This window comes from Thermobifida fusca YX (assembly GCF_000012405.1).
Taxonomy (GTDB): Bacteria; Actinomycetota; Actinomycetes; order Streptosporangiales; family Streptosporangiaceae; genus Thermobifida; species Thermobifida fusca.
The window spans coordinates 1,471,713-1,485,972 of the sequence record NC_007333.1 but is presented as its reverse complement, the minus strand read 5'-3'; the positions used below and the strand labels follow the sequence as shown (position 1 = coordinate 1,485,972).

Genomic DNA, 14,260 nt, shown 5'->3' with positions numbered 1-14,260 from the left:
CGGGGCTCTCCGTTAGCGCGCGCTCATGCGCAGGGCACCGTCGAGGCGGATCACCTCGCCGTTGATCATCTTGTTCTCGATGATGTGGTGGGCGAGCATGGCGTACTCGTCGACGTGGCCCAGCCGGTTGGGGTGCGGCACCGACTTGCCGAGGGCGTCGCGGAGCTCCTGCGGGAAGCGGCTGAGGATCGGCGTGTCGAACACCCCGGGGGCGATGGTGGCGACCCGGATCTTCTTCGACGCCAGGTCGCGGGCGGCCACGAGGGTCATACCCACCACACCGGCCTTGGCCGAGGCGTAGGGGATCTGCCCGATCTGCCCCTCGTAGGCGGCGACCGAGGCGGTCAGCACGCACACGCCGCGCTCCTCGTCGACGACGTCGTTCTTCGCCATCCGGGCGGCGGCCAGACGCAGCATGTTGAACGTGCCGAAGAGGTTGACCCGGACGATCTCCTCATAGGTCTCCATAGACCCGGGGCTGCCGTCCTTCTCCACCACGCGCACGGTGGCGCCGCGTCCCGCGCAGTGCACCAGGGCGCGCAGCGGGGCCTTGGCTTCGGCGAGGTCGAGCGCGGCGTTGACCGCGTCGGTGTCGGTCACGTCCGCGGGGCCGAACTGCCCGCCGATCTCCTTGGCGACCTCCGCGCCCTTGGACTGCGGCAGGTCGATGATGACCACGTGGGCTCCCTGCTTCGCCAGCCGTGCCGCGGTCGCGGCTCCCAGCCCGGAAGCCCCTCCGGTCACGACGACGGAAGCTCCGTTGACGTCCACGCTGTCTCCTCCGAAAGTCAGTGGTCGCGGTCAGATGCGTTCGATGATGGTGGCGTTGGCCATACCGCCGGCCTCGCACATCAGTTGCAGGCCGAACTGCTGGTCGTTGTCTTCCAGGGCGTGCAGCATCGTGGTCATCAGCCGCGCGCCCGAGGCGCCGAGCGGGTGGCCTAGCGCGATCGCGCCGCCCCGGGGGTTGACCTTGTCGATGTCGATGTCGAACTCGGAGAGCCAGGCCAGGGGGACCGGAGCGAAGGCTTCGTTGATCTCGACGTGGTCGATGTCGGACAGCGAAAGGCCGGAGCGTTCCAGGACCTTCCGGGTGGCGGGGATGGGGGCCGTCAGCATGAGCAGCGGGTCGTCACCGCACACCGCCATGGAGTGGATGCGGGCACGCGGGGTGTAGCCGAGCTCTTCGCACTTGGCGCGGCTCATCAGCAGCAGCGCACTGGCCCCGTCCGTGATCTGGGAGGAGTTGCCCGCGGTGATCCGCCACTCGATCTCCGGGAAACGCTCGGACAGCTCGGGGGTGCCGAAGACGGTTTTGAGGGTGGCGAGTTTCTCGACGGTGCTGTTGGGGCGGATCGTCTCGTCGCGGTTGACCGTGCCGGACGGCGTCTCCACCGGGATGATCTCCCGGTCGAACAGTCCTGCTTCTTGGGTTTGGGCGGCCAGCGTGTGGGAGCGGACCGAGTACTCGTCCAGCGCGGTGCGGTCCAGGTTCCAGCGCGCCGCGACCAGTTCGGCCGCCACTCCCTGGGAGACGAGGCCCGGGTGGTAGCGCTTGGCGACGAGGGTGCCGTAGGGGTCAGCGCCCATACGCGCGGAACCCATGACGACGCGGCTCATCGACTCGACACCGCCGGCGACCACGATGTCGTAGACGCCGGCCATGATGCCTTGGGCGGCAAAGTGGACTGCCTGCTGACTGGAGCCGCACTTGCGGTCGATCGTTGTCGCCGGCACATGGGTGGGGAAACCAGCGCCAAGCCAGGCCATGCGTCCGGGGGTCGCCGACTGCTCGCCCACCTGCGACACACAGCCAATGATGACGTCGTCCACGGTCCCCGGGTCGAGGTCGTGGCGCGAAATCAGTTGGCGGAGCGTCTGGGCGAGCAGGTCCACCGGGTGGACGTCGGCGAGGGCTCCGCCCTCACGTCCGCGACCGGCGGCGGTGCGCACCGCGTCGACGATGACCACATCGTTGGATCGCGCTTTTGCCATACGTATTTCTTATCATGATTTGGATCATTCGTCTATATGTAGGCACAGCGCGACGCTCTGACGTGACCAGGGAAGACGGGAGGCGTGCCACCACCGCCACTCTGTCGCCGTCCAGCGCTCCCCCATGGGAGCACTGTTCACTGCTGCGGAGCGCGCGGCAGCGGGGAAGCTCAAGAGCTCCACACGATAGGAGCGTCGAGCACCTCGGGGAACTTCTTCTCGGCGTAGCGGACGTACTCGTGAATGTGCTGCGCCATCGCTTCAGCCGAGGCTTCCGGATCACGAGAGGCGATCGCCTCGTAGATGTTCAGATGGGCCTTGTGCACTGCGGCCCGACGGAACTGGGGATAGTCGATACCGATAGCCGAACCGTCGAGGATGCCGAGCAGGGAGTCCACGAGATACCCGAACATCACGTTGCCGGAGCCGTGGGCGATGAGGTCGTGGAAGCGCCGGTTCTGCTCCAGGAAGACCTCCTGGTCTTCCAGGTTGTCGCGCATCATGTCCACGCTCTCTTTGAGCTCTTTGAGCTTCTCGTCGCTCATGCGCTCCGAAGCCAGGCGGGCCATCATGGGCTCCAGCGCGGTGCGCGCCTCGGTGATCGTCCGGAAAGGCGCCTTCTCGAACTGCATGAGTAACGTCAGCGTGGTCGTGAGGCTGCTCGCATCCGGCTGCTGGACGATCGGACCGCCCCCGGGACCCGGCCGCAGTGAAATGACCCCTTGCAGTTCCAGGAAGCGCAGCGATTCACGGAGGGTTCCTCGCCCCACGGAGTACTCGTCGAGCATCACCCGCTCCGGGGGGAGTCGGTCACCCACCCTGTTTCCGCGCCGGTGGATGTCGGCGACGATCTGCTGGGCGACCAGCATCGCTGTCTTCTGTGGCCTCAGGGGTGGGTGGGCCATGGCAAGCACCTCCACTTCGGGGTCGATCCTCTGGCGGCGTGATTATCGCCAGATAGATTAATGATACGCATAGTTAAACTAATTTAGCTTCCTAGTAATACGAAAAGCAACATCTCAAGCACAGAGTGCTAGAGATTGCGCTACGGCAAAGAAAAAAGGGTGGCGCCATGTCAGAACACAATGGCGAACCACCCACTACGTAGCGCGAAACCGTCCCGGGAGCAACACGACCCCACTGGGTCGCTGCCGAAACGGCGTCGGGCCTACCGCGTGAAGACGATCTTGCCGAACAGGTCGCCTGCCACCATGGCGGCGAACCCGTCGCGCGCCCGCTCCAACGGCATCGTGTCGTGGATGACCGGCCGAACTCCGGTGAGGTCGAGGAAGCTCAGCAACTGCTCGAGCTCCCGTCGGCTGCCCATCGTGGAACCCTGCACCCGCATCTGCTTGAAGAAGATCCGGGTCAGCTCGGCGTTGTCCGGCTGGGGCCCCGAGGTGGTCCCTGCAATGACGACCGTGCCCCCGGGACGCAGCGACTTGACCGAGTGCGACCAGGTCGCCCGGCCGACCGTCTCCATGACCGCATCCACCCGCACGGGAAGCCGTTCGCCGGGCGCAAAAGTATCGTGGGCGCCCAGTTCACGGGCGCGTTCGCGTTTAGCGGCATCCCGGCTCGTCGCAAAGACCCGCAGCCCCGCGGCCCGGCCCAGCGCGATCAGCGCGGTCGCCACTCCCCCACCCGCGCCCTGCACCAGCACGCTGTCGCCGGGCTTGAGTTCAGCCTGGGTGAACAGCATGCGGTAGGCGGTCAGCCACGCGGTCGGCAGGCAGGCAGCCTCCTCGAAGGAGAGCGACCGGGGCTTGGGGACGAGGTTGCGTCGGGGAACAGCCACTTTTTCCGCGAACGTCCCCTGGTACCGTTCGCTGAGCAGCGAGCGGTGCGGGTCGAGGGTTTCATCCCCCACCCAGTCCGGGCTGCTGATGACAGCGTGGACCACGACTTCGTTGCCGTCCTCGTCGTACCCGGCAGCGTCGCAGCCGAGGATCATCGGCAGCTGCTCTTCGCGCAGACCCACCCCGCGCAGCGACCAGACGTCGTGGTGGTTGAGCGACGCGGCCCGGACCGTGACCACCGTCCAGCCCGCTGGGGGTTCGGGGTCGGGACGCTCCCCCAGGCGCAGCGCAGACAGCGGGTCATCGGACGAGAAACTCTCGGCGTAGACGGCGAACATTGACTTTCCCCTCGGGTCGCGAGCGCATCCGTGTGCCGGAGTATAGATGTCGCTCCGTGGGCTTCCCGGCACGGCACCGCGTCAAAGGGCAGGTTCGCCGGGGCCCGCCTCTTTTCTTAAGAGAAGAAGAGACGCGGCCCCGCGTCCGACGATCTCACTCGACGGTGATGGCCCGCTCCGGGCAGGCCTCGGCTCCATCCCGGGCCGCCGCCTCCAGTTCGGGGCCCACCTCTTCGTGGAGCACGTAGGCGTGCCCGTCTTCTTCGCGCGGCGCAAACACGTCGGGCGCGGTCATGTAGCACACACCGTGCCCTTGGCACTGCTTTCCGTCGACTCGGACGCGCATGTTGCCCTCCTTAGGGACCAGAGATCCCTATTCTCCCTGGCCATCTTGACATTAATGCTTTTGAGTATAACGATTATCACCAGGACCGCAATAAAGATCACACACCATACGAGATCTCGTCACAGACCATATCCGCACAGCTCACAACGGACTTCCGCGCACGAACCAGGACAGGAAAGGGCACACAGCATGAGCAACCCCACGCGTTGCCCGGTGATCCACTTCGATCACCACTCTCCGGAGCACGCCAAGGACCCGGTGGGCGCCTACCGCGCGCTGCGGCAGACCCACAAGCGCGGCTGGACCGAGGCCCACGGCGGCTACTGGGTGCTGTCGGACTACCAGAGCGTCTTCGACGCCGCCCGCGACGACGACCTGTTCTCCTCCACCCGTGAGGCGGCGGGCACTGACGGGCTGGCCATCGTCATCCCCCCGACCCCGATGTACCACCACATTCCCATCGAGGTCGACCCGCCGGAGTTCCGGAAGTACCGCAAGATCGTCAACCAGGTCACCGCGCCCGCCGCGGTGGAACGGATGAAGGAGATGGTGGAGCGGTACACCGTCGCCTTCGTCGACAGCGTCATCGAAAAGGGCGAGTGCGACTTCACCACGATCATCGGTGTGCCCGCGATCGTCACCATCGACTGGCTGGGCCTGCCCGTGAAGGACTGGAAGCGCTACGCTGACGCCCACCGCGCCACCCTGGCCGAGCCCCAGGACAGCGAGGCGTTCCGGCACGCCGTCGAAGTGGAGCTTCCCGCCCTGTCCCAGCAGATGTGGGACACCATCCGGGCCCGCCGCCAGGAGCCCAAGGACGACGTCATCAGCTTCCTGGTGTCGCAGAAGGTCGACGACCGTCCCATCACCGACGAGGAGGTCTTCGCCATGGTCGACCTGCTCGTCTCCGGCGGCACCGGAACCACGGCTTCGCTGGTGAGTCAGGCCCTCGTCTGGCTGGCCAAGAACCCCGACGTCCGCCAGGAACTCATCGACGACCTGAGCCTGCTCGACCGCGCTGTGGAGGAGTTCCTCCGGGTCTTCTCCCCCACGCAGGCTCTGGCCCGCACCGTCACCCGCGACGTCGAGTTCCACGGCTGCTCGATGAAGAAGGGCGACCGGGTCCTCCTCTCGTGGGCGTCGGCCAACCGGGACGAAGAGCAGTTCGAGAACCCCGACACCATCGACATCCACCGGTGGCCCAACCGCCACGTCGCCTTCGGTATCGGTGTCCACCGGTGCGCGGGCTCCCACCTCGGCCGGTTCATGGCCAAGCGGCTGCTGCAGGAGATCCTCACCCGCATGCCCGACTACACGATCGACTTCGACGCCCTGGTGCCCTTCCACGACCAGGGCACCAACGTGGGCTTCCGGAGCATCCCCGCCAAGTTCACCCCCGGCAAGCGGGTGCTTCCCCTGTCCGAAGCGGTCATCGGCTGATCCCGCACGCCAACGCCCACTATGGAACGGATCGTCATTGTGGGAGGCGGCCTCGCCGCCTCCCGAACCTGCGAACAGCTCCGCAGCCGGGGATACGAGGGCGAGCTGGTCATGCTCTGCGCCGAGCCGCATCCCCCCTACGACCGGCCGCCGCTGTCGAAGGCTGCACTTCTTGAGGAGGAGCACGACTCCACCTTCCCCACCGACTACGCCCAGTTGTCGGTGGACGTGCGGCTCGGGGTCGCCGCCACCGGGCTCGTCCCCGATGCGCGCACCGTGCAGACCACTGACGGAGAGCTGTCCTACGACGCGCTCGTCATCGCCACCGGGGCCTCCCCGATCCGGCTGCCCGGCCCGGGACGCCAGTTCACGGTCCGCACCGTGGAGGACGCGGCCCAGCTCCGGGCCGAACTCAAGCCCGGACAGCGGGTGGTCCTGGTGGGAGCGAGCTGGATCAGCGCCGAGGTCGCAACCGCGGCCCTGCGCCGGGGATGCTCGGTGACCTGCATCGAAGCAGGGCCCGCTCCCCTCTCCGCTGCGCTTGGTGCAGACGTAGGCCAGCGCTTCCTGCCCTGGTGGTCGGAGGTGGACTTGCGGCTGGACACGGGAGTCGCCGAGGTCACCGAGACCGGGGTGCAGCTCGCCAACGGCGAGCAGGTGGACGCCGACGTGGTCGTCACCGGGATCGGGGTACGTCCGGCCGTCGACTGGCTGTCCGGTTCGGGGATCGCACTGGACACCGGGGTGGTCGTGGACGAGCACCTGCGCACCTCCCTGCCGGGCATCTACGCCCTCGGCGACGTCGCGGTGCGCTGGTCGCCGCGGTGGAACACCCGGATCCGGGTCGAGCACTGGGACGACGCGCGAGAAGCAGCCCGCACTCTCGCTGGCGTTCTGCTCCACGACCCGTCCAGCCAGGACCCGCTGCCTGTCCACGATCCGGTGCCCTACTTCTGGAGTGACCAGTTCGGTCACAAGATCCAGTACGTGGGACACCACAGCCCGGAGGACACGCTGGTCATCCGGGGCGACGGCACCCCGCAGTGGGCCGCAGCCTGGGTGGATGCCGAGGGGCGCCTCACCGCGCACCTGAGCATCGACGCGCCGCGGCTGATGATCGACGCGCGCATGGCCATCGCCGCGGGAGCCCGCCCTGACGAGGCCGCCCTGCGCGACCCGCAGGCCAAACTCGCTCCACCTCGCGGGCGTTGACCTCTCCAGGGGATACCGCCGCTACCGTCCCCGGTGCTGATCCCCCAGCACCGGGGACGGTTCTTTGTGCGCTCCTGCCAGGTGAGGTGGGACTCCTGGCGCCCGCCCCACCTCTTCTCCCAGGGTCCTGCTGCCCTGTCCCGCGGGGAAACGAGGGCGACACGGCTACGAAGACTCCCACCAATAGGAACGCTATGTAACCATAAGGTCACTAAGAGACGTGACATTGGGGGAGTCATGCGCCGTTCCATCACTCTTGCTCTCACCGGACTCCTGACCGGTGTGCTGGTCTCCACGAGCACGCCCAACGCCGCGGCCGAGGTCGACCACCAGCCGGTGATCTTGCCGAACTGTGCGGTAACCCTGGTCCCTAACGGCGGGGACGCCGATTCCGCGGAATGCCTCCAGCCTGCCCGGGACACCATGGCCTCGAACCGCGGCAGCGGCCACCACCACTGCGGACACCACCACCATGGCCGCTGCGACGACGACTACGTCCCATACGTCGTGGTCGCGGAGCACGGGCCGTGGGGGTCGCGGGCTGAACGCGAAGGCTGGCACCTCTACTTTGTCGAACCCGGGCTGTACTACATCCCGCAGAAATTCAACGACCAGGCGAGCTCGTGGGCCTCCTACGGGTTCTGCGGCTACTTCCACGTCCACGCTCCAGGCACCGAGCCGGCCGCGTTCTTCCCGAAGAACCGGGCGGGCAACTTCCCGTACGGCAGGGTCGGCAACGACGAGCTCTCCGGGGTCAGCGTCTACGACCACTGCGCCTGACCAGCCCCGACCACAGCAGGGCTGGGGCGGTGCCGGGCACCGCCCCAGCCCTATGCCCGGGGTTATTGCTCTGCGGCCGGGGCAGAGGAACGGCGTTGGAGGAGCAGTCGCACCTGCGCGGAGAGTTCCGGCATGAGACACCAGGCAGAGCACGGCAAGCGCAGTGGCCAGGCCGCCGCTGCAGACCCGCTGCTTGTCGAAAAGGTCCTGACCGGCCTGGACATCGGGATCTACGTCACCGACGCACAAGAGCGCATCGTCTCAGTGAACCCGCGTGCTGAAGAGATCCTGCGCTGGTCCGCAGCGCTTCTGGTCGGCAGCAACGCGCATGACGCACTGCATCGGAGCGCAAACGGCACCCTGCTGTCGCCCCAGGAGTGCAAACTGACCCAGGACTACCAGCACGAATTCACCATCCGTGCGGGCAGCGCATGGTTCATGTGCGGCGACGGCGGACTGCTGCCGGTGGTGTGGCTGGTCGCCCCCTACCGGTTGGAGAACGGAGATCCGGGGACGGCGGTGCTGTTCCACGAACGGGTCTTCGACCCTGAAATGTTCGGCACGTACGACCCCGACCATGTGGCAGCGCTGACCGCGAACCTGTCGCTGATCTCCGCAACCACCACGGTGCTGACCTCCCATGTGGAGATCGCGGAAGCCCTGCGCCAAGTCGTGCAGTTGGTGCTGCCGCGCCTCGCCGACTGGGCCATCGTGGATTTGATCGACGAACACGGCCACGTCCGCCGGGCCGCGGCGATACACTACCACGACAACCGCCACGTGCGGGTCGAAGAACTGGAAGGCTCGCTCCCACCGGTTCCCCCGGAGTCGCAGATGCCGCTCTCCCGGGTCCTCAAAGGCGCCCCGGTGTCCCGGATCAGCCCCGAAGACTACAGCGTGCCCCCGGACGCGGAGATGGCCGTGGTGCAGCGGCGACTGTTCGCCACCACGGGGATGCATTCCGCGATCGCCGCTCCGCTGCGCGGCCGGGGCGGCAGCATCCTCGGCGTGCTGACCCTCGGCCGTTCCAAGGAGCGTCCCGACTTCACCTCCACCGAGATCACCCTGGTCGACGACATCGCCCACCAGGCCGGGCTCGCCCTCGACTACGAGCAGCAGCGCCGAGTCGCAGAAACCATGCAGCGCTACCTGCTGCCGCAGCTTCCCCGCATCCCCGGACTCGAAATGGAGGCACGCTACTACCCTGCACCCCAGTCCTCCCGGGTCGGCGGCGACTGGTATGACGCGTTCACCTTGGCGGACGGCACGCTCACCATGGTGCTCGGCGACGTGACAGGACACGACCTGCGCTCGGCCGCCCAGATGGCCGAGATCCGCAGTATGCTGCGCGCTTTCGCCTGGGACCACACGTCCACCCCCGGGGAGATCGTCTCCCGGCTCGACCAGGCGCTGGTCACTTTGGACGCCCCCACCATGGCCACCCTCATCTTCGCCCGGCTGGAACGGACAGCGGACTCTTCATGGCAGTTGGCCTGGACCAATGCTGGGCATCCGCCCCCGCTGCTGCTCGACCGCGACGGCCACAGCCGCTTTCTCGACGCGGAGAATGACCCTCTGCTCGGCGTCGTCCCCTTTGCGCGTCGCCAGAACTTCACCACCACCCTGACACCGTCGACCACCGTGGTGTTCTACAGCGACGGCCTGGTCGAATCGGCTGCGCGCCCTATCGACACCGGCCTGGAGTCGCTGCGCGACCACGCTGCCCGCCTGGCGCACTCCTCCCTTGCGGACTTGTGCGACGGGCTCATCTCCCGGGTCCGTGCCGCGGGCCACGACGACGACGTGGCGCTCCTCGCGCTCCGTGTCACCGACCCTCAGATGGTCCCGTGCACCCCGAAGACGCAGATCAACAGCGCATCCCCCACCTGATCCCGAGGCCCGCGCCCGCTTCTTAGGCTGGGCGTGCCGCAGGCTTCGGTGCGGCGGGCGGCTGCCCGCACTCTCCAGCACCCAATGAGACTCAGATCACTCACATCTATGAAATTAATAATAAGCAATATATTGTTATCTGCGTCTCATTGCCGACCCCTCTGGGAGCGTTGATGAAAGCAGCCGTCCTGCACGAGTTCCGCAAGGACCTAGTGATCGAGGACGTCACTGTCTCCGAGCCCGCCCCCGACGAAGTCCTCATCCGCGTCGCAGCCTCCGGTGTCTGCCACACCGACCGGACCATGCAGCAGGGAGCCAACGACCTTCCCCTGCCCCTCATCCTCGGCCACGAAGTCGCAGGAATCGTGGAACGGGTAGGCAGCGCCGTCACCGCCGTCGAACCCGGCGACCACGTGGTGACCTGTGCTTCCGCCTTCTGCGGCACCTGCCGCTGGTGCATGCGCGGCGAACTCCAGCACTGCGCGCACAAGCGCCGCTCCAGAGACCCCGGCCAGCCGCCGCGGCTCTCCCAAGGCGACACCCCCGTCGAACCGTTCGTCGGCCTCGGCGGATTCGCAGAACAGGTCCTCGTCTACGAAGGCGCCGTCGTCAAACTGCCCGAGGAGATGCCGCTCGACCGCGCCGCCCTCCTCGGCTGCTCCGTCATCACCGGCATGGGCGCGGTACGCAACGCCGCCCAGGTGCAATCCGGTCAGACTGTGGCCGTTATCGGCTGTGGCGGTGTGGGCCTCAACGTGATCCAAGGAGCCCGACTGTGCGGGGCCGCGCAGATCATCGCCATCGACCGGCTCGCCGACAAACTCGACCTCGCCCGGCAATTCGGCGCCACCCACACCATCGACGCCAGCACCACCGATCCGGTGGAGGCCGTGCGCGAACTGACCGGCGGCGGAGTCGACCACGCCATTGAAGTGGTCGGCATCGCCGCGACCATGGAGCAGGCCTTCCGGATGCTCGACACCAAGGGCACCGCCACCGTCGTGGGTGTGGCCCACCCCGAGGTGCAGGTGAGCATCCGCGCCACCGACCTGCTGCTGGAAAAACGCCTCCAGGGATCCAAGATGGGCTCTGCCCGCCCCCGGATCGACATCCCCTTCTACTGCCAGCTCTACCTGGACGGCCGCCTCAAACTCGACGAACTCCTCACCGCCCGGGTGCCCCTCAGCGAGGTCAACAGCGCCCTGGCCGCCCTCGACAACCCGCTCGGCGCACGCACGGTCCTCACCTTCTGATCGCTGCCGACGGCCTGGCTTTTCCTCTCACACTTCCTCGTCCTCTCAGTACGGTTGGGGCCTCCCCGCGGGGAGGCCCCAACCGTACTGGCACGGAGGGCGCACCGCACCCCGCTCTCCGCCCTGGAAGCTCCCGGCAACGTCCCCGAGATTTGACGCGGTCTTCCGCGCCATAGAGCATCGAAGGCATTCGGGATCCCACAGCATCCCGTCCTCTCGAACAGGAAGCTGGGAAAGAGAGTGCCAGTCGCGATGTCCTCCCACGACAAGCACGAGGATGAGGGAGTCGCGCAACTACTCCCGATCTTCGACCCCGAACTGCCTGCCGAGGTAAGAGAGCGGCTCGCCCGTCGCACCGGCTCTTTGCTTCCTGCCGAGAAGAAGCCCAGCCGCACCAGGGGCGAAGAGGTCAGACCGCGCTCTGCCGGGGGCAGAGCAGTCAGCGCGGTCTTCCTTGTGGCCCTGACCGCAGGGGCTACTGCAGCAGTGGCGTGGGCGGTTTCCACTTTCATGGATTTCTTCGCTGTGATCGCCACGCTGCTCATGCTCGCAGGGATTGTGGCTGCTTTCCGCGTCCGCGGTTGGCTGGGAGGGATAGCTGCCTTTTTCCTTTTTGGTGGCCTGATCACCTTTGGAGATTGGCTGGGCCACGACGGTATTGTCATCCTGGCCTCCGTTGTCACCGCCCTCCTGGGGATTCTGGTGACGATCGGTGTGCTCGTCGCGGACGACTCTCCCCGCACGCACCACGACCGCTATTTCATTCCCGACGACTTCGACGAGTACGGGCAGACACTCCTGCTGCATGTCCAGCGGACTCGACGTCTCATCGAGGAGTCCGCGGCGGCCCTCGGCGAAGCCTTCGACGGCCAGCAGGCATCGATGATCGTGCAAGATCAAGAGTGGCAGCTGGCGCGCCTGCTCTACCAGCAGCAGAAACTCAGTGCTGAGCTGGCGGAACGCGAGGAGAACGCCGTCTCTGCCACCGTGCGCGCGTCACTGCGGCCCCAGCGGGAGGCGATCCGCGCAGTGCACGAGGCGATCGAGCGGCGGGTCGCTGCCATCGTCGACTACGGGGAGAAAGTGCGCCTGGCCGTGCAGCGGCAGCGCGAGTGGGAGCAGATCGAGGAAGCACGGAGCCGGGACAGCGCCTACGGGGAGCTGCTCGCCGAAGCCACCGCGGCACAGCTCGGCGTCGACCACTTGGCCACAGCCGCAGACCTGGAGGCGATCCGCGAGGCCCGCGACGCCAGCATCCGCGACGCCCTGGCTGCAGGCCAGTGGCTGGCACAGGCCGCCGATGTGCTGTCCTCTCCCGAGCAGGACTGACGCGCTGCAGGACTCCCGGGGGACATAACCTCCCAAATCATCACCCATTTCACTTCTGTCATTTTATTTAAAAAATCCGACTTATGAAACAAAAGGGAAATATTCTCTTATTTTTATCACTCTCTGTTTTTGATCAATTCCAATTAGTAATATTTCTCTCAGCATGGGAGCGTTCCCATGCCCGGAGCCCCCACATCCGGAAATTTGGAGAACACTAATGCATCGTTACTCTCGTACCGGGAAACACCGGTGGACAGTACGGGCTCTCGCGGTCCTCTTCACAGCCCTTCTCGGGCTGACCCAGTGGACCGCCCCCGCGTCCGCCCACGGGTCGGTCATCAACCCCGCGACCCGTAACTACGGTTGCTGGCTGCGTTGGGGCCACGACCACCTCAACCCCAACATGCAGTACGAAGACCCCATGTGCTGGCAGGCCTGGCAGGACAACCCCAACGCCATGTGGAACTGGAACGGCCTGTACCGCGACTGGGTCGGCGGCAACCACCGGGCTGCCCTCCCCGACGGCCAGCTGTGCAGCGGTGGCCTCACCGAAGGCGGCCGCTACCGCTCCATGGACGCCGTAGGCCCGTGGAAGACCACCGACGTCAACAACACCTTCACCATCCACCTGTACGACCAGGCCAGCCACGGCGCAGACTACTTCCTGGTCTACGTCACCAAGCAGGGCTTCGACCCGACCACCCAGCCGCTGACCTGGGACAGCCTGGAACTGGTGCACCAGACCGGCAGCTACCCCCCGGCCCAGAACATCCAGTTCACGGTCCACGCCCCCAACCGCAGCGGCCGCCACGTGGTCTTCACCATCTGGAAGGCCTCGCACATGGACCAGACCTACTACCTGTGCAGCGACGTGAACTTCGTCTGATGCACCAGGTCTGACCGGAACAGTGCAGGCCCCGCCGGCAGCCACACCGGCGGGGCCCTTCCTTCTCTCACCCGGGCTCGGCCCGACGTCCTCAGCTTGGGGCGGGCCGAGCGCGGGTGTAGGCGGCGCGCAGCGCGGACACGAACGTCTCCACGGGCTGAGCGCCGGACACCGCAAACGCCCGGTTCAACGCGAAGAACGGCACCCCGCGCACCCCGAGGGTGCGTGCCGCCGCGAAATCGTCCCGCACCTGCTGGGCGTAATCGTCCCCCGCCACTACCCGGCGGGTCTCCTCCTCGGGAAGCCCGATCTCCACACCCAACCGGACCAGCGTGTCCGCGTCGTCGAGGACCTGCGCCTCCACCAGTTGGGCGCGCAGCAGCCGCTCGTGCGCGGCATCCCCCTTGCCATGCGCCTTGGCCAGATGGGTCAAGCGGTGGGCGTCGAACGTGTTCACCATCGTGGCCTGTTCGAGGCGGTACTCCAGGCCCTCCTCCGCGGCCAATGCGGTGACCCTCGCGTTCATCTGCCGGACCTGCTCGAGTGTGCCGCCGATCTTCTCCGCCAGCATCTGCGGCACAGGCTGGCGGACCCCTGCGGGGAACGTCGGGTCGAGCTGGAAGCTCCGCCAGACGACCTCCACCTCATCGGCGTGCTCGAACTGCGCCAAGGCACGCTCCAGGCGGCGCTTGCCGATGTAGCACCACGGGCACACCACATCCGACCAGACCTCGACGGTCACAGCCCGGTCCGGGGCGCTCACCAGCACACCCCGTCCGTGCAGGTCGGGGCGTCACTCTCCCCGACGATGACCAGTCCGTTCCCGGGGGGCGGTGAAGGAGCCTCCAGGTCCTCGTGCGGGTCGCGGGATCCAGCAGACGGTGTCTCTGGAAGCTGCGGCGTCTCCATCAACATCCTCACTCACCGGTGCTTACGGGGGTATCAGTGGCCGACCGCACCGCAGTCGGCCACTGTCATCAACAGCCCCGGCT

General features: G+C 66.8%; 13 protein-coding genes. 7 read left to right on the top strand and 6 right to left on the bottom strand.

Going from position 1 to position 14,260, the window contains the following annotated elements; all coding sequences use genetic code 11:
* Positions 1-12 precede the first annotated feature (12 nt).
* The 5 genes from TFU_RS06375 to TFU_RS06355 all read right to left on the bottom strand — a co-directional run bounded on the left by TFU_RS06375 (position 13) and on the right by TFU_RS06355 (position 4,478).
* Entirely contained in the window at positions 13-771 is a 759-nt protein-coding gene (locus TFU_RS06375) for an SDR family NAD(P)-dependent oxidoreductase (RefSeq protein WP_011291720.1), read from the bottom strand.
* A 30-nt stretch (positions 772-801) separates the two neighbouring features.
* Positions 802-1,995: a thiolase family protein gene (locus TFU_RS06370; protein WP_011291719.1), complete on the bottom strand. Its 1,194-nt coding sequence runs from the start codon at positions 1,993-1,995 to the stop codon at positions 802-804.
* A gap of 170 nt (positions 1,996-2,165) precedes the next feature.
* Positions 2,166-2,900: a FadR/GntR family transcriptional regulator gene (locus TFU_RS06365; protein WP_011291718.1), complete on the bottom strand. Its 735-nt coding sequence runs from the start codon at positions 2,898-2,900 to the stop codon at positions 2,166-2,168.
* 263 nt (positions 2,901-3,163) lie between these two features.
* Positions 3,164-4,132 (bottom strand): zinc-binding dehydrogenase, encoded by a 969-nt coding sequence (locus tag TFU_RS06360; protein ID WP_011291717.1) that lies wholly within the window; start codon positions 4,130-4,132, stop codon positions 3,164-3,166.
* Positions 4,133-4,286: 154 nt separating this feature from the next.
* On the bottom strand, positions 4,287-4,478 hold the full coding sequence (locus TFU_RS06355) for a ferredoxin (RefSeq protein ID WP_011291716.1): 192 nt from the start codon (positions 4,476-4,478) through the stop codon (positions 4,287-4,289).
* A gap of 189 nt (positions 4,479-4,667) precedes the next feature.
* Between TFU_RS06355 and TFU_RS06350 the strand changes: the two genes are divergently transcribed.
* The 7 genes from TFU_RS06350 to TFU_RS06320 all read left to right on the top strand — a co-directional run bounded on the left by TFU_RS06350 (position 4,668) and on the right by TFU_RS06320 (position 13,268).
* Positions 4,668-5,918 carry a cytochrome P450 gene (locus tag TFU_RS06350; protein WP_016188572.1) on the top strand — a complete coding sequence of 417 codons (1,251 nt, stop codon included), beginning with the start codon at positions 4,668-4,670 and terminating at the stop codon, positions 5,916-5,918.
* Between the two features lie 21 nt (positions 5,919-5,939).
* The gene (locus TFU_RS06345; protein ID WP_011291714.1) at positions 5,940-7,130 is read left to right on the top strand and encodes an NAD(P)/FAD-dependent oxidoreductase; all 1,191 of its coding nucleotides are present in this window, start codon (positions 5,940-5,942) and stop codon (positions 7,128-7,130) included.
* A 237-nt stretch (positions 7,131-7,367) separates the two neighbouring features.
* A complete protein-coding gene (locus TFU_RS06340) occupies positions 7,368-7,910 on the top strand; it encodes a hypothetical protein (RefSeq protein WP_016188571.1) in 543 nt (180 codons plus the stop codon).
* A 132-nt stretch (positions 7,911-8,042) separates the two neighbouring features.
* A complete protein-coding gene (locus tag TFU_RS06335; RefSeq protein ID WP_011291712.1) occupies positions 8,043-9,800 on the top strand; it encodes a SpoIIE family protein phosphatase in 1,758 nt (585 codons plus the stop codon).
* 173 nt (positions 9,801-9,973) lie between these two features.
* Positions 9,974-11,053 carry a Zn-dependent alcohol dehydrogenase gene (locus TFU_RS06330; RefSeq protein WP_011291711.1) on the top strand — a complete coding sequence of 360 codons (1,080 nt, stop codon included), beginning with the start codon at positions 9,974-9,976 and terminating at the stop codon, positions 11,051-11,053.
* Between the two features lie 240 nt (positions 11,054-11,293).
* Positions 11,294-12,382 carry a hypothetical protein gene (locus TFU_RS06325; protein WP_011291710.1) on the top strand — a complete coding sequence of 363 codons (1,089 nt, stop codon included), beginning with the start codon at positions 11,294-11,296 and terminating at the stop codon, positions 12,380-12,382.
* 217 nt (positions 12,383-12,599) lie between these two features.
* Positions 12,600-13,268, top strand: coding sequence for a lytic polysaccharide monooxygenase auxiliary activity family 9 protein (locus TFU_RS06320; RefSeq protein ID WP_011291709.1), 669 nt, complete (start codon positions 12,600-12,602; stop codon positions 13,266-13,268).
* A gap of 91 nt (positions 13,269-13,359) precedes the next feature.
* Here the strand turns inward: TFU_RS06320 and TFU_RS06315 are convergent, their stop codons facing one another.
* Positions 13,360-14,031 carry a DsbA family oxidoreductase gene (locus TFU_RS06315; protein ID WP_011291708.1) on the bottom strand — a complete coding sequence of 224 codons (672 nt, stop codon included), beginning with the start codon at positions 14,029-14,031 and terminating at the stop codon, positions 13,360-13,362.
* Positions 14,032-14,260 lie beyond the last annotated feature (229 nt).

Excerpts from the sequence above, each read along its gene's own strand:
- TFU_RS06340 (WP_016188571.1), top strand. The coding sequence starts at position 7,368 with ATGCGCCGTTCCATCACTCTTGCTCTCACCGGACTCCTGACCGGTGTG.
- TFU_RS06330 (WP_011291711.1), top strand. The coding sequence starts at position 9,974 with ATGAAAGCAGCCGTCCTGCACGAGTTCCGCAAGGACCTAGTGATCGAG.
- TFU_RS06355 (WP_011291716.1), bottom strand. The coding sequence starts at position 4,478 with ATGCGCGTCCGAGTCGACGGAAAGCAGTGCCAAGGGCACGGTGTGTGC.
- TFU_RS06365 (WP_011291718.1), bottom strand. The coding sequence starts at position 2,900 with ATGGCCCACCCACCCCTGAGGCCACAGAAGACAGCGATGCTGGTCGCC.
- TFU_RS06345 (WP_011291714.1), top strand. The coding sequence starts at position 5,940 with ATGGAACGGATCGTCATTGTGGGAGGCGGCCTCGCCGCCTCCCGAACC.
- TFU_RS06350 (WP_016188572.1), top strand. The coding sequence starts at position 4,668 with ATGAGCAACCCCACGCGTTGCCCGGTGATCCACTTCGATCACCACTCT.
- TFU_RS06320 (WP_011291709.1), top strand. The coding sequence starts at position 12,600 with ATGCATCGTTACTCTCGTACCGGGAAACACCGGTGGACAGTACGGGCT.
- TFU_RS06335 (WP_011291712.1), top strand. The coding sequence starts at position 8,043 with ATGAGACACCAGGCAGAGCACGGCAAGCGCAGTGGCCAGGCCGCCGCT.
- TFU_RS06370 (WP_011291719.1), bottom strand. The coding sequence starts at position 1,995 with ATGGCAAAAGCGCGATCCAACGATGTGGTCATCGTCGACGCGGTGCGC.
- TFU_RS06360 (WP_011291717.1), bottom strand. The coding sequence starts at position 4,132 with ATGTTCGCCGTCTACGCCGAGAGTTTCTCGTCCGATGACCCGCTGTCT.